The sequence below is a fragment of the Aeromonas sp. FDAARGOS 1411 genome, assembly GCF_019047125.1.
Taxonomy (GTDB): Bacteria; Pseudomonadota; Gammaproteobacteria; order Enterobacterales; family Aeromonadaceae; genus Aeromonas; species Aeromonas veronii.
Window position 1 is genome coordinate 1,538,336 of the sequence record NZ_CP077214.1, and the last position, 21,301, is coordinate 1,559,636.

At 60.9% G+C, this 21,301-nt stretch carries 14 protein-coding genes; 2 read left to right on the plus strand and 12 right to left on the minus strand.

What is annotated here, in order from left to right; translation table 11 throughout:
* Positions 1 to 357 precede the first annotated feature (357 nt).
* The 7 genes from guaD to I6L41_RS06835 form a co-directional block, all read right to left on the minus strand.
* Positions 358 to 1,674, minus strand: coding sequence for a guanine deaminase (gene guaD, locus I6L41_RS06805; RefSeq protein ID WP_216962907.1), 1,317 nt, complete (start codon positions 1,672 to 1,674; stop codon positions 358 to 360).
* Positions 1,675 to 1,713: 39 nt separating this feature from the next.
* Positions 1,714 to 3,231, minus strand: a complete 1,518-nt coding sequence (locus I6L41_RS06810) for a nucleobase:cation symporter-2 family protein (protein ID WP_254203419.1) — start codon at positions 3,229 to 3,231, stop codon at positions 1,714 to 1,716.
* Between the two features lie 95 nt (positions 3,232 to 3,326).
* Complete coding sequence (locus tag I6L41_RS06815; RefSeq protein ID WP_216962910.1) at positions 3,327 to 6,224, minus strand: molybdopterin-dependent oxidoreductase Mo/Fe-S-binding subunit; 2,898 nt, start codon at positions 6,222 to 6,224, stop codon at positions 3,327 to 3,329.
* The gene (ygfM, locus tag I6L41_RS06820; protein WP_216962913.1) at positions 6,221 to 6,997 is read right to left on the minus strand and encodes a molybdopterin-dependent oxidoreductase FAD-binding subunit; all 777 of its coding nucleotides are present in this window, start codon (positions 6,995 to 6,997) and stop codon (positions 6,221 to 6,223) included. Before ygfM ends, I6L41_RS06815 begins: the two co-directional genes overlap by 4 nt.
* A gap of 80 nt (positions 6,998 to 7,077) precedes the next feature.
* The gene (gene ssnA / locus I6L41_RS06825; RefSeq protein ID WP_216962916.1) at positions 7,078 to 8,406 is read right to left on the minus strand and encodes a putative aminohydrolase SsnA; all 1,329 of its coding nucleotides are present in this window, start codon (positions 8,404 to 8,406) and stop codon (positions 7,078 to 7,080) included.
* A gap of 30 nt (positions 8,407 to 8,436) precedes the next feature.
* Positions 8,437 to 11,547 carry a putative selenate reductase subunit YgfK gene (ygfK, locus tag I6L41_RS06830; protein WP_216962919.1) on the minus strand — a complete coding sequence of 1,037 codons (3,111 nt, stop codon included), beginning with the start codon at positions 11,545 to 11,547 and terminating at the stop codon, positions 8,437 to 8,439.
* A 331-nt stretch (positions 11,548 to 11,878) separates the two neighbouring features.
* A complete protein-coding gene (locus I6L41_RS06835) occupies positions 11,879 to 12,427 on the minus strand; it encodes an NTP transferase domain-containing protein (protein ID WP_216962922.1) in 549 nt (182 codons plus the stop codon).
* Between the two features lie 100 nt (positions 12,428 to 12,527).
* On the opposite strand from I6L41_RS06835, the gene yqeC reads away from it, so the two are divergent.
* Together yqeC and yqeB are read left to right on the plus strand one after the other, a co-directional pair.
* Positions 12,528 to 13,376 (plus strand): selenium cofactor biosynthesis protein YqeC, encoded by an 849-nt coding sequence (gene yqeC, locus I6L41_RS06840; RefSeq protein WP_216962925.1) that lies wholly within the window; start codon positions 12,528 to 12,530, stop codon positions 13,374 to 13,376.
* Between the two features lie 27 nt (positions 13,377 to 13,403).
* Positions 13,404 to 14,996 (plus strand): selenium-dependent molybdenum cofactor biosynthesis protein YqeB, encoded by a 1,593-nt coding sequence (yqeB, locus tag I6L41_RS06845; RefSeq protein ID WP_216962928.1) that lies wholly within the window; start codon positions 13,404 to 13,406, stop codon positions 14,994 to 14,996.
* Positions 14,997 to 15,115: 119 nt separating this feature from the next.
* On the opposite strand, the gene I6L41_RS06850 is transcribed toward yqeB, so the two are convergent.
* From I6L41_RS06850 to I6L41_RS06870, 5 genes are all read right to left on the minus strand, one after another.
* Positions 15,116 to 16,201, minus strand: coding sequence for a calcium/sodium antiporter (locus I6L41_RS06850; protein ID WP_151285962.1), 1,086 nt, complete (start codon positions 16,199 to 16,201; stop codon positions 15,116 to 15,118).
* A gap of 160 nt (positions 16,202 to 16,361) precedes the next feature.
* Complete coding sequence (locus I6L41_RS06855; RefSeq protein ID WP_216962931.1) at positions 16,362 to 17,285, minus strand: DMT family transporter; 924 nt, start codon at positions 17,283 to 17,285, stop codon at positions 16,362 to 16,364.
* Positions 17,286 to 17,478: 193 nt separating this feature from the next.
* Complete coding sequence (arcC, locus tag I6L41_RS06860; RefSeq protein WP_216962935.1) at positions 17,479 to 18,411, minus strand: carbamate kinase; 933 nt, start codon at positions 18,409 to 18,411, stop codon at positions 17,479 to 17,481.
* 95 nt (positions 18,412 to 18,506) lie between these two features.
* Positions 18,507 to 19,931, minus strand: a complete 1,425-nt coding sequence (gene hydA / locus I6L41_RS06865) for a dihydropyrimidinase (RefSeq protein ID WP_216962937.1) — start codon at positions 19,929 to 19,931, stop codon at positions 18,507 to 18,509.
* Between the two features lie 110 nt (positions 19,932 to 20,041).
* A complete protein-coding gene (locus tag I6L41_RS06870) occupies positions 20,042 to 21,259 on the minus strand; it encodes a YgeY family selenium metabolism-linked hydrolase (RefSeq protein WP_216962940.1) in 1,218 nt (405 codons plus the stop codon).
* Positions 21,260 to 21,301 lie beyond the last annotated feature (42 nt).

Genomic DNA, 21,301 nt, shown 5'->3' on the forward strand with positions numbered 1-21,301 from the left:
CTGCGCTCTGGCTGGCGTCATCATTGGCCAGCTGTTCCACGCTGTTTGTCCTGCTGTTTGCTTGGGTCATACCCAACTCCTTCACACGCGCCTGAATGTTCCATGACGAAATGGCGACAGGATCTGCGGGTCTGCCTCGCGCCAGTCTGATGAGAAACAGGCGATGGTGGCAGAGGATGCGACAGACAGACCAGGGCAGGCAGCCTTGACTCAAACGTTTGCCTTGCTGGTCAAAAAACCGGGCCATTTCACGTTCTATGCGGGGAGATCCCCTGTGGTGCGGCAAGACTGGCCTCCTTTTGGGTACGCCAGCCGCCGTATTCGTTGGGGCTGCGCCGCGGCAGCCCACTACAAGCCCTACCCCCGTTCATGCACCAGTTGGCCATCCACATAGGTGCGATAAATGGATCTGTCATCCCCCAGGGTCAACAGCACAAAGAGCTTGTCCCGCAGGGTGGTGGAGTTGTCATAACGCAGTTGCTGCAGCGGGGTGGCGACCGGATCGAGCACCACGAAATCCGCCTCCTTGCCTACCGCAAAGCTGCCGATCTTCTCATCCAGCCCCAGCGAATGGGCACCGCCCAGGGTGGCTAGATAGAAGGCCTGATAGGCCGAGAGCCGCTCGCCCTGCAACTGCATCACCTTGTAGGCCTCGTTGAGGGTCTGCAGCATGTTGAAGGTGGTACCGGCGCCGATGTCGGTGCCCATCCCCACTTTCACCTGCTTGCGCCACGCCTTGTGCAGCTTGAAGAGGCCGCTGCCGAGATAAAGGTTGGAGGTGGGACAAAACGCGATAGTGGAGTTGGTCTCTTTCAGACAATCCCACTCCTGCTCTTCCAGATGGACGCAGTGGGCAAACACGCTGTTGTGGCCGGTGAGGCCGTGCTGGTGATAGACATCGAGATAACCCTTGTGCGCCGGGAAGAGGGATTTGACCCAGGCGATCTCGTCCTTGTTCTCGCACAGATGGGTGTGCAGATAGGTGGTGGGAAACTCTTCGCGCAGTCGCCGCGCCATCGTCAGCTGCTCGGGTGTCGAGGTGGGTGCAAATCGTGGTGTGATGGCATAGAGCAGTCGACCATTGCCGTGCCAGCGCTCGATAAGCTGCTTGCTCTGCACATAGCTGCTCTCGGCGGTATCGAGCAGATAGTCGGGCGCGTTGCGATCCATCATCACCTTGCCGGCGATCATCCGCATGTTGATGCGACTGGCCGCCTCGAACAAAGCATCCACCGACTCGGGGTGAACGGTGCCAAACACCAGCGCCGTGGTAGTGCCGTTACGCAGCAACTGCTTGATAAAGAAGGTGGACATCTCGCGGGCATACTCGAGATCGTTGTAACGCCGCTCGGCCGGGAAGGTGTGGCAGTTGAGCCACTCCAGCAGTTGCTCGCCATAGGCCCCCACCATCTCGCTCTGGGGATAGTGAATGTGGGTATCGACAAAGCCCGGCACTATCATCTTGCCGCGGTAATCGCGCACCCGCACCTCGGCCGGAATGCGATCTTTCCCCTCCTCCCACTCACCGAACCAGTCGATGCAGCCGTTGCGAATGATCAGCAGACCATCCTCGATAAGACGAGCGTTGGACTCAATCTCCTCGGGCTGATCCACCACCCGGGTGATGTCGAAGAAGCTGCCGCGCACGGCTTTGACGGAGTTGTCGTATTTCATACCTCGTTCCCCTACTTTTTTATTGTTCTGTTGTGACCATCAAACCCGTTCGATCTGGACGACGGCGACTGGTTTGGCATCGGCCAGAGCCTCTTCATCACGGCGGTTCGCGGTGCTGACAGGACGGGCGGTGAAAGTCACATCCGGTTTGTCGCTCAGCTGGATCACCTCCACCGCCTCGGCATCCTTGATGGCCGCCTTGCGTTTGCGGCTTTGCGGCAATACCAGATTCATGATGATGGCGGTGATGCCACCGGCACAGATGGGGTTCTCCACCAGCATGTAGATACCCGCCGGCAGCACCTTGAAGACGTTCGGGTCATAGGAGACACCAAGCCCAAGCCCCAGCGAGGTGGCAACAATCAAGGTCTCCCGCCGATCGAAACCGTGGCTGATGATGATGCGACCACCGGCGATGGCGATCATGGAGAACATGATGACCATGGCTCCCCCCATCACAGGTGACGGTATGGTGGTAAAGAAGCGCCCCACCACAGGGAAGAGCCCCAGCAGCACCAGAATGACGGCAATAAACTTGCCTACATGACGTGAGGCCACCCCGGTCATCTGGATCACCCCGTTGTTCTGGGCAAAGGTGGTGAGTGGCAAAGAGCCGAGGGCCGAGGCGATCACCGAGACCAGACCGTCCGCCAGCACACCGCCGGAGAGCCGTTTTTGAAATTCAGGCCCCTGAATATCCCGGTGGGAGACCATGGCGGTGGCGGTGATATCCCCCACCGCCTCCAGCACGCTCAACAGATAGATGGTGCCCGCCAACATAAAGGCGTGAAAGTCGAAGGAGAAACCGTACTTGAACGGGATCGGCACCGTAATAAGCGGCAGGTTCTCAAGGGCGGAGAAATCCACCATGCCGAGCATCAGGGCCACCGCATAACCCACCATCAGACCGATGGCAATGCCGCTCATCCGCAGCAGCGGGCTTCGGCTGCAGTTGAAGGCGACGATGACACAGAGCACCAAAAGCCCCAGCCCGATGTGCTCGTATTTGCCAAAGGTGCCGCTGCTCATGGCGGAGAAGCCGCCGCCAAAGTCGATGATCCCCACCTTGATAAGGCTCAGGCCAATCATCAGTACCACTACACCGCTCACGGTCGGGGTGATCACCCGCTTGAGGTAGGGCAGCACGAAGGAGGAGCCCATCACCAGAAAGGCGCCGACAAAGGAGACCCCGAGCAGGGTCGAGACAATCAGCTCCTCATGGATGCCATCTTTTTTCATGGCGCCGCCCAGGGCGATCATCACGGTGACGAAGGAGAAGTTGACCGACTGGATGGAGAGCAGCCCCGAACCGATGGGGCCATAACGGTTCACCTGCAGCCAGGTGCCGATACCGGAGGCGATCATCGCCATGGAGACCAGATAGGCGGTGATCTCGGTAGAGAGGCCCAAGGCGCCGCCGACGATCAGCGCCGGGGTCACCATGGGGACAAAAATAGCCAGCAGATGGGTCACTGCTCCCATCAGGGTTTGATAAAACGGAGGTTTGTCTTCCAGCTCGTAAATGAGATCCGAGTGCTTGCGTGTTGTTTTAGACATCATGTTTGTCCCATCACACAGAATGTAGGCGGAGTACTCATTCCGCCGTCAGGCGCTGGGGGCGAGCTGGCGCCCGCCCCTCACCTTTTCTTTTGTTATACCGACACGTTTTGCTCCAGCTTGCCCAGCTCGCGCAGGATCTGCTCCGGCGTGAAGTGCCACTTGCGCAACCAGACACCACAGGCGTCGTGGATGGCGGTGGCGATGGCAGGCGCGGCGCCATTGACCCCGATCTCCGAGATGGACTTGGCGCCGTAAGGGCCGACCTTGTCGTCACTCGGTACCAGGAAGGCCCGAAAATCGCGCGGAATATCGCCAATCTTGGGCGCGCCATAGCTCTTCAGATCCCGGGTGAGCGGAATGCCCTTGCCGTCGTAGCAGATCTCCTCGGTCAAGGAGTGACCGATGGCCCGCATGGTCGCCCCGTAGATCTGGCCGAGCGCCAGCTCCGGGTTGATGGGGGTGCCACAGTCAAGCAGGGCGTAGAACTTGTCGAGCCGGATCTCGCCGGTTCTGACGTTGACCGCCACCTCGGCGAAGTTGGCCCCATACGGGAAGGCAAGCTCCGAAGTGATGTAGCTGGCAGTGCCCACCAGAATGCCGAAGCCGGTACCTGTCTCCGCCTTGTGGGCCAGCTTGGCGAGGCTCACCTCCCCCTGCTTGCCGCGCACGATCCCCGGGTGAACCAGCTCTACGTCTTCGACCGGCTCGCCCAGCATGGCGGCGCCGTGGAACAGGATCTTAGCCTTGAGGTTCTCGGCCGCCATCTTGGCCGCGTTGCCGGAGAAGCAGGTACCGGACGAGGCGTAAGCCCCCTTGTCGAATAGCGCATGGTCGGTATCGCCAGAGATGACGTGCACATCGCTGAGCGGGCAACCGAGCACCTCGGCGGTCAGCTTGGCTACCACGGTATCGAGGCCGGTGCCGATATCGGCGCCACCGGAGTGGACGATAAAGGTACCGTCCGATTCCAGCTTGACCATGCAGTTGGCCTGATCGATATCCGGGATCCCCGATTTTTGCATGATGATGGCGACGCCACGGCCGATGCGCCAATCCCCGTCAGCGGGTTTGGGGCTATCCCAAGCAATCAGTTCGCGACCCTGTTTGAGGATGGGCTCGAGGGCGCAGCTGGCCGCATGGGGCACCGAGGTAGGCATCTTGCCCTCGCCGATGGCACCCAGCACCTTGAGGATGTCCCCTTCGTGCACCCGGTTGTGCTCCACCATGTCGAGCTGATCGATGCCCAGTTTCTCGGCAAGTTCGGCAATCGCCATGGTCAGGGCAAAGTTGCCCTTGGGCGCGCCGTAACCCTGATAGGCCCCGGTCGGACAGATGTTGCTGTAGTAGGTGTTGACGGTAAAGCGCACGTTGTCGCACGGATAGAGCGGCAGGGAGAGCGCCGGGCCATTGCTTGGCACCGTCAATGAGTGGTTGCCGTAAGGGCCGGTGTTGGCACGAAAATCCATCTCGATGGCGGTGATGGTGCCATCTTTCTTGGCCCCCACTTTCACCTTCACCTTGGCCACATGGCGGGAGGTGTTGCTGATGAACTCCTCTTCACGGGTGTAGCGGAAGGTAACCGGACGGCCTGTGACCTTGGTCGCCCAGGCGCACACCTCTTCCAGCAGGATATCCTGCTTGGAGCCAAAGCCGCCCCCTACCCGCTCCTTGATCACATGCACCTGGTGCTGCTTCATGCCGACGATGCGCGCCACCTGACGGCGCACGTGCCACGGCACCTGAGTGGAGGCGTGGATCACCAGACGATCGCCATCCATGTAGGTGAAGCAGATGTGTGGCTCGGTCGGGCACTGCTGGGCCTGGGTCGATTCGTAGGTGCGCTCGACAATCTCGTCCGCCTCGGCAAAGCCTTTGGCCACATCGCCGATCTGGCCATGGACGCTGGCGGCCAGGTTCTCGTGCGGGCGGGAACCGATGGGGAAGTTGATGATCATGTGCTCGTCGCCGCGGCGCACCGAGCAGGCGTTCTGCTGCTCCAGATCCGCCGGTGCCCCGGCCATGTAGACGATGGGCTCGTCGTGCACCAGCGGTGCATTGGGGGCCATCGCCTCGTCAATGCTCATGACCGCCGGCAGCACTTGATACTCGACCTCGATGAGCTTGAGCGCGGCCAATGCGATGGCTTCGCTCTCGGCCACCACGGCGGCCACCCGGTCACCTACGTGACGCAGCTTGCGGCCAAACATGCGGCGATCCAGCGGTGACGGCTCGGGCGCACTCTGGCCACCTGGGGTGTAGTAGATATCCGGGCAGTTGAGGTGAGTGATGACATGCACCACCCCCGGCATGGCTTCGGCGCGGCTCACGTCGAGCTTGGTGATCACCGCATGGGGATGGGGGCTGCGCAGCATCTTGATGACCAGCGCATCCTCGGTGACCCGATCCTCCACGTAGCAGGGTTTGGCCTGTACCATCTTGGCGGCGTCAACCTTGGGGCAGCTCTTGCCGATGTGGCGCAGGTCGTCACGAAACTCGGGGGCAATCTGGCACAGATAATCGGGATCCTTCATCCGTGAACTGGCAAGCTCGATGGCCTGATAGAACTGCTGGTAGCCGCCGTCCCGGTGAAAGAGGCCCGAGAGGGCATCGTCGATTTGATCACGGGTGGGCTCGGGGTGGCGATCAAGCAGGTCGGTGACGATGAGCGCCGCAGCCGGATCGTTGTAGCCGGACTGCACCACCCCCACATCTACCATCGCCTGCTGTACCAGACTGAGCTGGTTCCAGCTGCCCAGCGACTCGGCGGTGCGCACCTGCGCCCCATCCAGTTGTGCGGCGATCAGCAAGGAGGCGTTGATCACCTTGCCGTTGAAGAGAATGGCATCGGAGCCGGCAAAGCCAAAACCGTCGTCGCTGTTGCGCACCGAGTGCATCCGGCACTGGTTGAACAGCACCCGCTGGGCATTCTCGCCAGCCGGGGTGATGACGGTGCGCAGGGCACCGTTCAGTGTGAAGTTGAGTTCCATCATGCCTGTACCTCCTGCTGCTGGCACTCGACCAGCAGATCCGCCACCACTACCCCGCTGATATAGCGCTTGTAGGTCACGCTGCCGCCGAGATCCTCGCGCGGTGCAACCAGCTCGCCCACGGCCGCCTCCAGCGCGGCATCGTGCAGATCGCGGCGCTCCACATCACGCAGGCGCATCGGCTGCGGCGTAACACCAGCAACGGCGACCCGCATCTCGCCAAGGGCATCAAGGGCCACCGCGGCGGTCATCACCGTCAGACCGTCGGCGTTGCGGCTGATGCGGCGAGTGGCGCAGCGCAGCGCGGGCTCCGGCAGCACCACCCCCAGTACCAGCTCCTTGCGCTGGCCCGCCAGATAGGCATCGATGGGTTGCAACTGATTGTTCTCCAGCACTACCACGGCTTCGAGTACCAGCAGTACCGGCAACAGCGGGGAGTCCTGCTGCTGGCAGGCAATTTCGCCGCCAAGGGTGGCCTGATTGCGCACATGGCGGGAGTAGACAAACCCCAGCGCCTCGCACAGGGCGGCCGGGGTACGGGGGTCATCTTTGAGGGCTTGCAGGGTGACGGTGGCGCCGATGTGGAGTTGACCGTGCTGTTGCTCAATCTGGCCAAGTCCGAGCTTGTCCAGCGAGATGGCGACCTTCTTGTCGGTGCGGGTCGGGGCTGCGTTGAGCTTGCTGCCGCCCCCCATGTAGACGGCGTCGTTGCCAAAGCGGGCCTTGAGTTCCAAAGCCTGACCCAGTTGTTCGGGTCGGAAGAATTGCTCAATCATGTGTCGTCCTTACTCTTGCAGCCCGCCGCCGGGGAGATCCACAGGGCGGGCAATCCGGTCCAAAACTGTGGAGGGTGGCCCTAGGCCAGCTGATCCATCCGTTGCCACAGGCGGCTCGCCACCTTGCTGGCCTGCTCATAAATGGGCGCGACATCGAACGGGAACTCGCGGTCCTGATAGACCATGCGCCCCTCCACCATCACGCTGTTGACGCTGTTCGATCCCATACCAAAGGCGAGATGGCCACCGAGGTTGCGCGGCGCCAGCGGGGTCGGCGCGTCGTAGTCGCAGATGGTGAGGTCGGCCTTGTAGCCTAGCTCCAGGCGGCCAAATTTGGCGCCGAAGTTGCGCTCCAGCAGGGTGTTGCCGTTCCAGAGGAAGCGGGCAAAGCTGTCGGGCCACAGGGCGCCGCCGGCATCCTTGTGTTTGAAGTAGGCGAACTTGAGCTCTTCGAGCATGTCGGAGCCGATGCCATCGGTACCGAGCGCCAGATTGCGATACTCCGGCAGGTGCCTGTTGTAGCCCACATGGTTGTTCATGTTGGAGCGGGCGTTATGCACCAGGAAGGCATCGCGGCTGTTGAGTAGCTCGATGTCAGCCGGGCTCAGGTAGATGCCGTGGGCGACAAGCGACTTGCTGTCGATAAGACCAAACTCGTCCAGCCGGGCGATGGGTTCCTTGCCATAGTGGTGGTGACCGTGGGCCATGTCGTAGCGGTCTTCCGCCACATGGATATGCAGACCGCGACCGGTGACCTGCACCGCTTCGCGCAACATGGCTAGCCCCTCGTCGGGCACGGTGAAGGGGGCGTGGGCGCCGATATGGGCCTCCACCAGATAGGGTTCGTTCCCCTTGGCCTTGGCCGCATCGATCTGTTGGGCGAACAGGATGTTCTCCTCCACCCCGGCCTGCAGCTCGGCGAGACCGCCGTTGCGATCCGTGGTCTCGAAGCAGGTCATGCCGCGCAGACCCGCCTCCACAAACCCTTTGCGCAATACATTCAACGAGCCCTTGATGAAGTTGGGCGAGGCGTGGTGGTCGATCACCGCGCTGCAGCCGCTCTTGATCGCCTCCAGCGAGCAGATGAGGCCGCTGTAGTAGAGGGACTCTTCATCGAGCGCCCGATCGAGCCGCCACCAGAGGTTTTTCAGGGTGGAGATAAAGTCCGGGCAAGGGGCGATATTGGCCATGATCCCCCGCGACAGGCCGGAGTAGAAGTGGTTGTGGGCACAGACGATGCCCGGCATCACCAGCTTGCCCCCCATCTCCCGATAGTTGGCCTCCGGGTAGAGGGCCCGCAGATTGGGCCCCACCGCTTTGATAAGCGATCCTTCGATGGCGATATCCACCCCTTCCAGCACCCGGGTCGGCTCCAGCTGGACAGCGGTGACGTTCTTCAGAATAAACATGGTTTGCTCCTTCGCTTATTCGTGGTTCGCTCAGGCCTCGACGGCCCCCAGCAGGTAGTGGTGATGAGCATGGACATGGCTGATGATCCGGCACATGTCGCCAAGGGCCGCTGGCGCATCCTTGATCCGGCTCTGGGCATCTATGGTCAGGCGATAGGTCTCGCCATCCTGACGCACCCGTAGTTCGCCACCGTCAGCCAGATAGAAACCGGGGTTGCGGCTGTTGTCGAAGTCCTCGGGCAGGCTGAAGATGGTGACCTTGTCCTGATAGGGCTTGCCCTGCCACGGGCAGAACTGGGCGCAGTTGCCACATTCGTTGCAGTAGGCATCCAGGTGCAGGGTCTGGAACTGGTCTTTGAAGCCCGGCACCGCGATGGCGACGTTGGCCCGGTTGGGGCAGACATCCACGCACTTGCTGCAGAGGTAGTTGCACTCGAGGCAACGGTGCGCCTCTTGCGCCACGAAGGCATCGCGCTCGTTCTTGTCAACCATGGTGACGGCTATGCTCCCCTTGCGGCGGTAGATCTCATCCTTGCCCGACGGCTGGATGGTCACTTCACTCTGCTGGCTGGCGATATGCTCGCGAGAGAGCACCAGATCCGCGGCGCGGCGGGCACCACCGATGGCACCGACGATCGAGGATGGGCCGCTCTGCACGTCACCGATCAGGAAGACGTTGCGACGGCTGGTTTCGCCGGTCTGGCTATCCACCTCGGGCCAGCCATCGTTGCCAAGAGGAATCCCCATCGCTTTGAGCACCTCGCAGTCAGGCTGCTCGCCGATGGCGGTGATCAGGGCATCCATCTGCATCACTTCGGTCTGCTCGGTAGGCACCGGACGGCGGCGGCCCTGCTCGTCAGGATCCCCCAGCGCCATCATCCGCACGGTGAGCTTGCCATCTTTGTCAAAGCGCTCCGGATTGGTGAGGAAGCAGAAACGCACCCCATCCTCCACCGCTTCCAGATACTCCTCGCGATAGGCGGGCATCTCTTTTTCGCTGCGACGGTAGATAACGGTCACATCGCTGACACCGGGCACCTTGAGGGCAGCGCGGGCACAGTCCATGGCGGTGTTGCCGGCACCGATCACCGCCACATGGCGGCCCAGCGGCAGCGGTTTGCCCTGATTGAAGCTGCGCAGGAAGTGGAAGGATTTGTAAATCCGCTCGTGACCCCCCTCGAGGCGCATGCCGCCATTCTTGTCGGCACCGATGCCAACGAAAACATAGCTAAAGCCCTGGGCATGCAGCTTGTCGACGGTGAGCGCCGGATCGCAGCCAAACTCGAACTTGACCCCGTGGGCGGCGACAAAGTCGATGTCATGCTGGATAAGTTCGGCCGGAATGCGGAACTCGGGGATGATGTGCTTGACCACGCCACCGGCGTCCGCTTCGCGCTCGAACACGGTGACCGGGTGACCGGCGCGGGCCAGGAAGTAACCGGCGGAGAGACCGGCCGGGCCGGCGCCAATGACCGCCACCGGATGCTTGTCACCACTGCCTGCCGGTTTGTGCCAGCGGGCCTTGTACCCTTCCCAGCCGCGCTCCAGCGCCACTTTTTTCAGCTCGCGGATGTTGAGCGCGCTGTCGTAGTCGAGACGGGTGCAGTTGTACTGGCACTGGTGATCACAAATATGGCTGGTGATGGCGGGCAAGGCGTTGCGCTGATAAATCAGCTCAAGGGCTGCCACATACTCCCCCTCGCCCATCAGGCGAATGTACTCTGGGATATCCTGATGCACGGCGCAGGCGGTGACGCAGGGCGCCACGTAGCAGTCGGTCAGCGGCAGGCCACCACCCACTTCGATGCGATCCTCGGACTTCCACTCCTTCTGGGTGTAATCCATGGTGAGCGCCTTGGCGGCAAGCGCCTCCAGCTTAGCCACGTCCACCTGAGTCATGCCCCAGCTGTCAGAGGCGTCGATCTCTTTGAGGCACTCAATCTGGCGCAGGTAGCCACCCGGCTTGAGCAGATCGGTGGCCATGGTGATGGGACGGATACCGGTCTCGAAGATCTCGGCGATGTTGAACTTGCTGGCACCGCCCGAGTAGGAGATGGGCAGCTTGCCATCGAAGGCGCGGGACAGCACGGCCGCCACGTTGATGGAGAGCGGGAACAGCGCCCGGCCGGACATATACATCTCATCCCCTGGCAGCGCCCCTTTGCGGTTGATGGTGCCAAGGGTATTGGTGAGCTTGACCCCGAAGGTGAGCCCCTTCTCGGCTCCCAGCGCCATCAGACGGGTCAGCATCGCCTTGGCCTGATCCAGCTTGAGGTCGTGATCGAACGACTCTTCGCTCAGACCAATGTAATCAAAGCCACAGGTATCGAGGATCTCGCGCACCCGCGGGTAGCCCAGCAGGGTCGGGTTCAGTTTGACGAAGGTGTTGAGCCCCTTCTCTTCCAGCATGTAGCGGCAGATGGCCTCAATCTCGTTCGGCGGGCAGCCGTGCATGGTGGAGAGGGTGACACCGTGCACCAGCTCGGCCGGGATGCGATCCACCAGCTGTTGCAGACGATCGCTGCGCGCCCCCAGCCCCAGCTCGGCGATAAACTGCTCGTCGGCCACCAGCTCGCGCAGCACCTGCTGGTACTCGGCAAACTTCGGACTTTGGCTTGCATCCATCAGGCTGTGGATAAACTGCTGCATCGGTGGCTGTTTGATGCCATCGAGGTTGTACCCCACGCTCATGTTGAAGATGAAGGACTTGGCCTCTCCGTCGAGCCGCGGGTCGAACACCTCTTCTAACAGGTAGAGGGCAAACCAGGCTTTAAGATACTCGTCAAATGCCTTGGGCAGGGTGAACTCGGTAGACCACTCGGTGTTGAAGCACTCGTCTTCGGCGTCGATGCAGGGCTTTTCCAGTTCGAGACGGTCCAGGATCTGCACCGTCTTGAGCTCGATAAAGCGCCCGCCGGTCAGCCAGGAGGTGACGATGTTCTGGGCCAACTGGGTATGGGGGCCGGCTGCCGGGCCAATGGGGGTCTCGCAGGTTTCACCGAACACCTTGATCTTGCGCTCGTCCTGCTTGCGATAGAATTGCGCGGCGGGAATACCGAAAATGCTCTGACTCTCTTTATATTCCGCGAAAATACGGATCAGCAGATTCTTGAACGGAACGGGTCGCATAATATCGCCCATGGCTATCTCCTTGCAGCTGTTCTGCCCATTGGCAGCATGAATAAATGGGGTATCCCGCACGGGCATTACCCCTTGGCAAGGAGAAGAGCAACTATCAGGCCACTACAGTTACAAAACGAGCTACAAAACTATTTTTTAGGGTAAAAGCGTGAGACAGCTCCAATTAATGATGAGAAATTACGATGTCACCATTATGGGTATTGCGAGTAGTTATCAATCACTATGAAATTTACTTGATGAGCTGATTAAAAAGAGCTCGCCCTATCAGATCAAGTGCGAGAAATATCACTTTGATACGCCATTTATCTCCCCGTTATCTTTTTAAACAGGGTTATTTCGTGGGCTCGCTCTCATTTTCAAGAATGCCCCCCAGCAGCGCCTGATAGCGCTCCGGGGTATCCACATCAAACAGGATGGCGGGGCTGTCGACTGGCACCATACGGTGCGGATGCCCTTGCAACCAGCGCCGTACCGACGACTGCACCGGGGCCGCAGCCAGCTCGCGGGCAAGGGATTTTGGCAGCAACACCGGATGGCCCGCCTCCCCCAGCCAGGTGGGAAAGAGTATCTCACAGCCCCGTGCCTGCCAGAGCTGTTGATAGACATCGCGCGGGATACAGGGGAGATCCCCGTGGCTGATAAAGAGGTAGTTAGCGTCACTGGCCGCCAGGGCGCAGCGGATGGAGCTGCCCAGCCCCTGCCGATAGTCGGGGTTGTGGACGACAGCAATATCCGGCCGTGATCCGTAGCGCGCTTGAAGTTCCTCGCCACGATGGCCCACCACCAGAATAACGCGCTGACAAAAAGCCAGGGCATTTTTGAGACTTGCATCAAGCATTGTCCCCTGGCAATAAGGTAGCATCATTTTCCAAGTACCCATTCGGGAAGATAAACCCGCCGCCGTTATTATACAGTCACACTGCACTTGTTCCTGGCAACGTTGTTTTCCACTCCCTTCGATATTTATTTTGGTCGTCATTATGTCGCTACCACACGTTGTTGCTGTCGCATTTCCAGATATAGATCCACTATTAAACTCGCTCACCCAAAATATTGATAGCCATACCACCTTAATTAGCCTTTGCGGGGCCGGTGGAAAAACCAGCACTCTGTTCTGGCTGGCGGAATATTTTTATAAACAGGGTAAGAGGGTGCTAATTACCACCACCACCCGGATGTTTCTGCCTGCCCCGTCACACTATCGGGAATTGATTATCGAGACAGATCCCGTTCGTCAACTTACCCGTTGTCAGGCGCTACCGGATGAACCGACCCTGGTCGCCCTGTTCAGCCATATCGATCAGGCCAGCGGCAAGGTGGCGGGCCCCACGCCCCAGCAGATTGATCTCATCAAGGGGCAGCAGCGCTTCGATCTGATCCTGGTCGAGGCGGATGGCGCCAATCACAAGTTATTGAAAGTGCCCGCTTTGCACGAACCTTGCATTCCCCAGAGCAGTGATTGGGTGATCGCCCTGACAGGCGGCGCCATGGTGGGTGCCAAGGCCGACCCGCAGCAGATCCACCGCTGGGCAGAGCTTCAGGCCCTGTGCGGGATAGAGGCCGATGACCCCCTCGACTGGGCCCTGTTTCACCAGCTGCTCTCCCACCCCGAGGGGCTGTTCAAAGGCACCCCGGCCAGGGCGCGCCGGATCTGGTTTATCAATGGGGATTATCAAAATGAGGCGTCGTGGCTCGATGAATTGATAAAGCTGCATAGCCGCCACCCCGAGCTCCATGCCATCTGGCAGGGGGCGGTTCGCGAGCCACAGCCCATTCGCCTCGCACTCGGTTACTTCGCTCAGGATGAGGCACAGCCGCCTCACCCATGATGGTTTAAGGATAAGAAGAGGTACCTTATGAATCTGTTTGCACACGCAGCCCGACTGGAACAGGAGAACATTCCCTTTGCCATGGCCCAGATCATCGAGAGCCGTGGCTCCACCCCCCGCCATCAGGCCCAGATGCTGGTAATGGCCGATGGCCAGATCCTCGGCACCATCGGCGGCGGCATGATCGAGCGGCTGGTGATCGAGGAAGCGATGGCTGCCATTGCCGAGCGCAAGCCGCGCATCTTCCACGGCCGGATGGCGCGCAACGGTGAGCATGCGGTCGGGTCGGATTGCGGTGGTGCCATGTCGGTCTATATCGATGTCTATGGTCTGCGACCACGGCTGGTGCTCATTGGTGCCGGCCACGTCAACCGGGCTGTGGCCCATGCCGCGGCGCCGCTCGGCTTTGATGTCCATGTAGGGGATTGCTTCGAGGGGAGCCTCAACCCTGACCTCTTCCCCGCCGGTACCCATCTGATGCAGGCCGATACCATCAGCGCGGTGATCGAGAAACTGGCCATCGAGCCCGCCAACTTCGTCATCATCGCCACCAACCATCAGGACAAGGAGGCGCTGGATCGCCTCATCAGCCGTCCCCTCGCCTATCTGGGGCTGCTCGCCAGCAAGCGCAAGGTGCAGACCTTCACCCAGGCGCTGCGCCAGCAAGGGGTGAGCCAGGAGCAACTGCAGCAGCTGCACGCCCCCATCGGTTACAACATCGGAGCCGAAACCCCCGAGGAGATCGCCATCAGCATCCTCGCCGAGCTGCTGCAGGTGAAAAACGGCAAATCGGGTGGGCTGATGCAGGACGATGTGCGGCTCAAGCGGGATCAGCTGGTGGTGATGCGCGGCTCCGGCGATATCGCTACCGGCGTCGCGTTGCGGCTGCACAATGCCGGTTTCAAGGTGGTGATGCTGGATCTCGACAAGCCCACGGTGATCCGCCGCACCGTCGCCTTCGCTCAAGGGATGTTTGACGGCGAAACCAGTGTAGAGGGTGTGCGCGCCAAGCGGGTCGAGAGCGTTGAGCAAGCGTTCGAGCAGCTGGATCGGGGCATCATTCCGCTGCTGGTTGACCCCGACTGCACCACCCTCGCCGAGCTCAAGCCCCACTATCTGGTAGATGCCATCCTCGCCAAGCAGAATCTCGGCACCCACAAGGAGATGGCCCCCATTACGGTGGCCCTTGGCCCGGGGTTTGAGGCGGGGCGCGACTGCGATGCGGTCATTGAGACCAACCGCGGCCATCATCTGGGCCGGGTCATCTATCAGGGCCCCGCCCAACCCAATACCGGCATTCCCGGGGTGATCGAGGGGCACTCCGCCCGCCGGGTGGTGCGTGCCCCCGTCGCCGGGGTGATGAAGAGCATGATCAAGCTCGGTGATCTGGTGCAGGAGGGCGATGTGATCGCCCATGTAGGTGACACCCCCATTATCGCGCCGCTCTCCGGCATGGTGCGGGGGCTGCTCAGCGATGGCATCGAGGTGACCGTCGGCTTCAAGATCGGTGACATCGACCCCAGAGGCGAGCGCGCCGATGCCACCACCGTCTCTGACAAGGCACGCGCCATCGGCGGCGCCGTATTGGAAGCCATGATGCATCTGGCCCAGCGCCGATAACGGCTCTTCGCGTCCCTCTTCAGCACCAAGTTCAGCACCAAGCAAAAGCCCCACCATGATGGTGGGGCTTTTTTCCGCCTGTCGGTTGATGCAGCTCCTTTACATCAGGGGAACCTGCATCACGACCGGGTTCGTTGCAATCGCCAGGCTCGCACCGCCAGCACAACCAGAGTGATGGCGGTGAGCGGCAACACAAAACCGGTTAGCGCTGCACTGAACTGACCTTGCAGCGGACTGGACGTGGCGTGGAGGATCAGCCAGCAGGTGTAGCCGATGTAGTAGGCCAGAAACAGCGCCCCTTCCCAGCGGGCGATGGTGTAACCGGTAAAGAAGATGGGCAGGCAGGCAAGCGCCACCGCAATCATTACCGGAATATCGAACTGAAGGGCGGTGGCCGACACTTCAAGCCCACCGGGAGTGACGATGGAGGTGAGCCCCAGCACGCAGAGGATATTGAAGATATTGCTGCCCACCACGTTCCCCACAGCGATATCCCGCTCCCCGCGCAGGGCTGCGACGATGGAGGTCACCACTTCGGGCAAGGAGGTACCGGCCGCCACTATGGTCAAGCCGATGATCAGATCGCTCACCCCGAAGTAGTGGGCAATCTCAACCGCACTGCCAACCAGCAGACGGGAGCCGAGGATCAGCAGACCCAGACCTGCGGCAATAAAGAGCAGATTGCGCAACCAGTTGCCCGCCGTACTCGCTTCACGGGTACCAAACTCCTGCTCGTACTCCGCCTGCACCGCTTTATTTTCCCGTCGACTCTGGACAAAGAGAAACACGGTGTAGGCGATGATGCCGGCAAACAGCAGCGCCCCTTCCAGTGGCGCAATACGGCCATCGTAGCCCAGCAACAACACCAGAAAAGAGACCACTATCATCAAGGGAACGTCGAGACGTACCAGTTGCTGGGAGACGGTCAACGGTACGATCAGTGCCGAAATACCTAAAATAAACAGCACGTTGAAGATATTGCTGCCAACCACGTTCCCCACCGCTATCCCTGCCTGCCCCTCGAGGCCAGACTGGATGCTCACAGCCAGCTCGGGAGCACTGGTCCCAAAGGCCACTATGGTCAATCCCACCACCAGTGGCGATATCCCCATCATGGTGGCGAGGCGAGATGCGCCCCGCACCAGAGATTCGGCCCCCACAACCAGACACACCAGGCCTACAGCCAACCACACCAGCGTCATCATACGGTCTCATCCTTGCCGTTAGGTTCGTTGAAATAATCACAATAAATCAGATACCTGTGCTCCAGCACAGTCAGACCACGCCATTGTAACTAGGGGCTGGTCCCCTGTCGCGGGCTCTTTTGAGTGCCGTTTATCGTAGCACTGGCAGCTCAGTCACCACTCAACCCTGCTTGATACGGGTTTCCCCCGCCACCGACACCACAGAGCGCTTGCCCTTGCGGCTGATGACGAGAAGCGCCAGCACGATAAGGGCAATGCCGCTCCCCTCCACCGGCCCCGGATTTTCGCCCAGCAGCCACCAGGAGAGCAGCACGCCGCTCACCGGCACCGCCAGGGTACTGAGACTGGCGATACCCGCCGGCAGTTTTTTCAACACAAACAGCCAGAGACTCCAGGCAATGGCGGTGGCAAAAATAGCGCTATAGGCCAGCGCCCCCATCACGTAGGGCTGCCAGTCGATGGGGCGCTCCGGCACCAGCGCGGCCACCAGCGTCATCACCAGGGTGGCGTAGATCATCTGCCAGGTGGTGAGGGACATCAGATCCACCCCAGGATGGCGGGCATACATCCGTTTGGCGATGATGGCGCTGATCCCCCAGCTGATGCCGGAGAGGATCGCCAACAGCGCACTCTTGAGGGACTCAAGATGCAGCAACCAGGGCTGGATCACCAGCAGCAGGCCGCAGGCGGCCACCCCGACCGCCAGATAATGTAGCTTGCGCATCCGCTCGCCGAGAAAGAGCGCCGCGAAGATCACCACCCAGAACGGCATGGTGTAGCTCAGAATAGCCACCTTGCCCGCCCCGCCGCTGATCAGCGCCCACTGGGCCAACCCCACCATGCCGCAGGTCTGGAACAGGGCGATGGCGAGGGTATAGCGAAACGGGGTGGGTTTGAGATAACGCCGCCCGCGCAGGGCCAGTACCAGCAGCAGAACCAGAGACCCGCACAGGCAGCGCAGGGCGGTGAACTCGAAGGCCCCCGCGTAGAGCATCACCTGCTTCATCACGATCCAGCTGTAACTCCAGATGGCGGTGAGCAGGATCAATCCCACCAACGCCGCCATATTGATCTTTCCACTCATCTCTCACCACGCATAGCTCTGCCTTTCGCCTTTTGTTCCGATGGGCCAACCCTTATCGGGGTGGCTATCTTACCCCTGTGCTGGCGGGCTGCCCACGATCTATGGGAAATCGACCTCAGCAACAGTAGCGCCCGAGCCAAAAACATCAGGGGGCCAAGGCCCCCTGTCTATCACCCCGTCATCGCGTTGCACGCTACAGGCTGATCACGGTACCGGTCTTGCCAGCGATCCCCTCGGCTGCCTTTTCCAGCAGGGTGATGAGGGATTTTCGCCCCGGCAGAGATGTGGCAAACGAGAGCGCCGCCTCCACTTTGGGCAACATGGAGCCCTTGGCAAACTGTCCCTGTGCAATAAAGCTGTTGGCATCGGCCACGCTCAGGGTATCGAGCCACTGCACATCGGGTTTGCCGAAATTGATGGCGACTTTCTCTACCGCGGTAAGGATGATCAGCATGTCGGCATCAATCAGTTCAGCCAGCCTCGCACTGGCCCAATCCTTGTCGATCACCGCACTGGCACCGCGCAGGTGATTGCCCTCGCGCAGCACCGGAATGCCGCCGCCACCGACGGTGATCACCACCTGACCGGCGGCCAGCATGGCAGAGACAGTCTCCTTCTCGATGATATCTACGGGTTTGGGAGATGCGACCACTCTGCGATAGCCACGGCCGGCATCCTCTTTGAGCCGCTCGCCCTTGGCCATCAGCGCCTCGGCCTCCTCCTTGCTGAAGAAGCCGCCGATGGGCTTGCTCGGGTCAAGGAAGGCGGGATCGTTTTTATCCACCTCAACCTGGGTCACCAGAGTGGCAACCGGCTTGTGGATGCCGCGTTCCAGCAGGGCTTCACGCAGGGCATTTTGCAGGTCATAACCGATATAACCCTGACTCAGGGCCACGCAGACCGACATGGGCAGATGGGGGGATTTGGGCTCGTAGCGAGCCGCCACCTCGAACGCCTGCTGAATCATCCCCACCTGCGGCCCGTTGCCGTGGGTCACCACCACCTCGTGCCCCTGGGCGATCAGGTCGGCGATAGTGTGCGCCGTGCTCTGCACCGCCTTCATCTGCTCGGGCAGGTTGTTGCCCAGCGCATTGCCCCCCAGGGCCAGTACGATTCTCTGTTTCATCTTGATATCTCCAGTGATGGGACAAGCCGGCGCAATACCGGCCCACCTTTCGTTGTTCACATAACCTTGCTGCTCTGCCTGTTTCGAACGGGTTGTCAGCCTGCCACGGTGGGGCAAGGGGAGTGCAGATCCGGCGCCAACGCCGGATCAAAGGGCGCTCTGGCCAAAAAGCTGCCATGCCCCCGTTGCCCGGTAAATTCGCCGTCGCGAGCGACTATCTCGCCGCGACTGAGGGTCATCCTGATCTGGCCGGGACAGCGCATCCCCTCATAGGGGCTGTAGTCGCCGTTGTCGTGCAACTGTTGATGGGAAATCAGGGTCTCGCCACGGGGATCCATCAGCACCAGATCGGCGTCGGCCCCCGGTTGCAGATTGCCCTTGCGCGGCCAGAGGCCAAACAGGCGCGCCGGGTTGGCGCTGGTGAGGGCCACGAAGCGTGATGGCGAGATGCGCCCTCCGAGCACCCCGTGGGCAAACAGCAGCAGCATCCGGTTCTCGACCCCGGGCAAGCCGTTGGGGCAGCGGCTGAAATCGCCGCCCGAGAGGGTCATGCGCTGGGCGTGGGAGAAGTTGCAGTGATCGGTCGCCACCGTGTCGATATCGCCAGCTGCGATGCCGACCCACAGCTTGTCCTGCTCGCGGCGCGAGCGCAGCGGCGGGCTGAGCAGATAGTCGACTCCGTTCTCCCGGTAGTAGCAGGAATCATCCAAAAGCAGATATTGCGGGCAGGTCTCCACCCAGACCGGCTGACCCTGACGACGCGCCAGTTTCAGATACTCCAGTCCCAAGCCATTGGAGAGGTGGACGATATAGAGCGGCGCATTGCCAGCGAGCCCCGCCAGATTGATCATCCGGGCCACCGCCTCGGCTTCGCACTCCAGTGGGCGGCTTTGCGGGTGATACCAGGGTTCATGGTGACCGGCGGCCAATAGGGCCGCGCGGCGCGCCGCGATGGCGGCATCGTTCTCGGGATGGACGGTAGCAAGCGCCCCCACCTCCTTGAGGCGGGCCAGGGCGCGCAGCACGTCATGGTCCCCCAGCTTGTACTGGTAGGTGAGGTAGAGCTTGAAGCTGCTGATCCCCTCCTCCTGCACCATGGCGGCCATCTCGTCGAGGATGGCGTCATCCACATGCTGGATCACGCCGTGAAAGCTGTAGTCGATCACCGCCTGATCGGCGGCGTAGTCGTGATAGCGGGCCAGCTGGTGATGCAGATTGCACCGCGCCGGGCCAAATCCCATGTGGTCGATGATGGTGGTGGTGCCACCACAGGCGGCGGCACGGGTACCGCTGAAAAAGTCATCGCAACTGCGGGCAATCCCGACATCGATGTTGAAGTGGGTGTGGACGTCGATGCCACCCGGCATTACATAGCCGCCGCTGGCATCGATCACCTCGGTTTCGCTATCGGGCTGGATAGCGGCGGCGCGGGCGCGGATCACCCCGTTCTCGATCAGCAGATCCTGACGATATTCACCCTGTGCATCGACCAGCACACCGTTTTTGATCAGCCGTTTCATCCCCACCACCTCGAATGCTTTTTGCCTTCAAACAGCAAGGCCCCGCCTCAATGGAGACGGGGCACTTGCAACAGCCGTGCGGCGATGGCAGTCACCACCCGGCAGACCCCTTACTTGTCCAGCTCGGCCAGATAGAGCATGGGGATCACGGCGTACATGGCGGCGCACTTGACCAGATGCTCTTTCCAGGTCTTCTCGTTCGGTGCGTGGGCCTCCGGCTCTTTACCTGGGCCAAAACCGATGACCGGAATGCCGTGGCGACCCATGATGGAGACCCCGTTGGTCGAGAAGGTCCACTTGTCTACCACCGGCTCCTTGTTGAACAGCTCGCGATAAGCCTTGGAGAGGGTTTTGACGGTGATGTGATCCTCTTCCACCTTCCAGGTCGGGAAGTAACACTCGGTCGGGTAGACCAGACCGGTATAGGCCGGACGATCGTACTGATACATGGAGACCTCGGCACCGGCGGCTTGCACCGCTGGCAGGGCGCGGATCTCGTCGAGCGCCCCTTGCCAGGTCTCGCCCCAAGTCAGACGACGGTCGATGGAGATGGCGCAGCTGTCCGCCACGGCGCAGCGGCTTGGCGAAGTGAAGAAGATCTCGGAGACGGTCAGGGTGCCCTTGCCGAGGAAGTCATCGTTGCCAAGGTTTTGGCTCAGCTCCTGCAATTCACCGAGGATCGGGCCCATCTTGAAGATGGCGTTATCACCGCGCTCCGGCGCGGAGCCGTGGCAGCTCACCCCCTGCACTTCCACACGGATCTCCATGCGGCCGCGTTGGCCACGGTAGATCTGGCAGTCGGTAGGCTCGGTACTGACCACAAACTCGGGGCGGATCTTGCTCTGCTCGATGATGTACTGCCAGCAGAGACCGTCGCAGTCCTCCTCCTGCACGGTACCGGTCACCAGCAGGGTGTACTGATCTTCCAACCCCAGATCCTTGATGATCTTGCCCGCGTAGACCATGGAGGCCATGCCGCCTTCTTGGTCAGATGCACCGCGGCCACCGATGATCTCGTGATCTTCCATCCCCTCATAGGGGTCGAAGGTCCAGTTGGCGTGGTTGCCGACCCCCACGGTATCGATGTGGGCATCCATGGCGATCAGGTGCGGGCCGTGGCCGATATAGCCCAGCACGTTACCCATGGGGTCGATCTCGACCTTGTCAAAACCAACCTTCTCCATCTCCTGCTTGATGCGCAGCACGACGCGCTCTTCATCGCAGCTCTCGCTCGGGATGGCGATCATGTCGCGCAGGAACTGACTCATCTCGGCCTTGTACTGGTAGGCCTTCTCCAACACCATTTCAAACGGAATTTGCTTGCTCATTGTGATTCTCCATAACAACTGAGAGTGCGCGGCCTGTTCGTC

Coding starts and splice junctions, on each gene's coding strand:
- I6L41_RS06815 (WP_216962910.1), bottom strand. CDS start 6,224: ATGATGGAACTCAACTTCACACTGAACGGTGCCCTGCGCACCGTCATC.
- I6L41_RS06810 (WP_254203419.1), bottom strand. CDS start 3,231: ATGTCTAAAACAACACGCAAGCACTCGGATCTCATTTACGAGCTGGAA.
- I6L41_RS06850 (WP_151285962.1), bottom strand. CDS start 16,201: ATGATGACGCTGGTGTGGTTGGCTGTAGGCCTGGTGTGTCTGGTTGTG.
- ygfM (WP_216962913.1), bottom strand. CDS start 6,997: ATGATTGAGCAATTCTTCCGACCCGAACAACTGGGTCAGGCTTTGGAA.
- yqeB (WP_216962928.1), top strand. CDS start 13,404: ATGAATCTGTTTGCACACGCAGCCCGACTGGAACAGGAGAACATTCCC.
- ssnA (WP_216962916.1), bottom strand. CDS start 8,406: ATGTTTATTCTGAAGAACGTCACCGCTGTCCAGCTGGAGCCGACCCGG.
- ygfK (WP_216962919.1), bottom strand. CDS start 11,547: ATGGGCGATATTATGCGACCCGTTCCGTTCAAGAATCTGCTGATCCGT.
- I6L41_RS06835 (WP_216962922.1), bottom strand. CDS start 12,427: ATGGGTACTTGGAAAATGATGCTACCTTATTGCCAGGGGACAATGCTT.
- I6L41_RS06870 (WP_216962940.1), bottom strand. CDS start 21,259: ATGAGCAAGCAAATTCCGTTTGAAATGGTGTTGGAGAAGGCCTACCAG.
- I6L41_RS06855 (WP_216962931.1), bottom strand. CDS start 17,285: ATGAGTGGAAAGATCAATATGGCGGCGTTGGTGGGATTGATCCTGCTC.
- hydA (WP_216962937.1), bottom strand. CDS start 19,931: ATGAAACGGCTGATCAAAAACGGTGTGCTGGTCGATGCACAGGGTGAA.
- arcC (WP_216962935.1), bottom strand. CDS start 18,411: ATGAAACAGAGAATCGTACTGGCCCTGGGGGGCAATGCGCTGGGCAAC.
- yqeC (WP_216962925.1), top strand. CDS start 12,528: ATGTCGCTACCACACGTTGTTGCTGTCGCATTTCCAGATATAGATCCA.
- guaD (WP_216962907.1), bottom strand. CDS start 1,674: ATGAAATACGACAACTCCGTCAAAGCCGTGCGCGGCAGCTTCTTCGAC.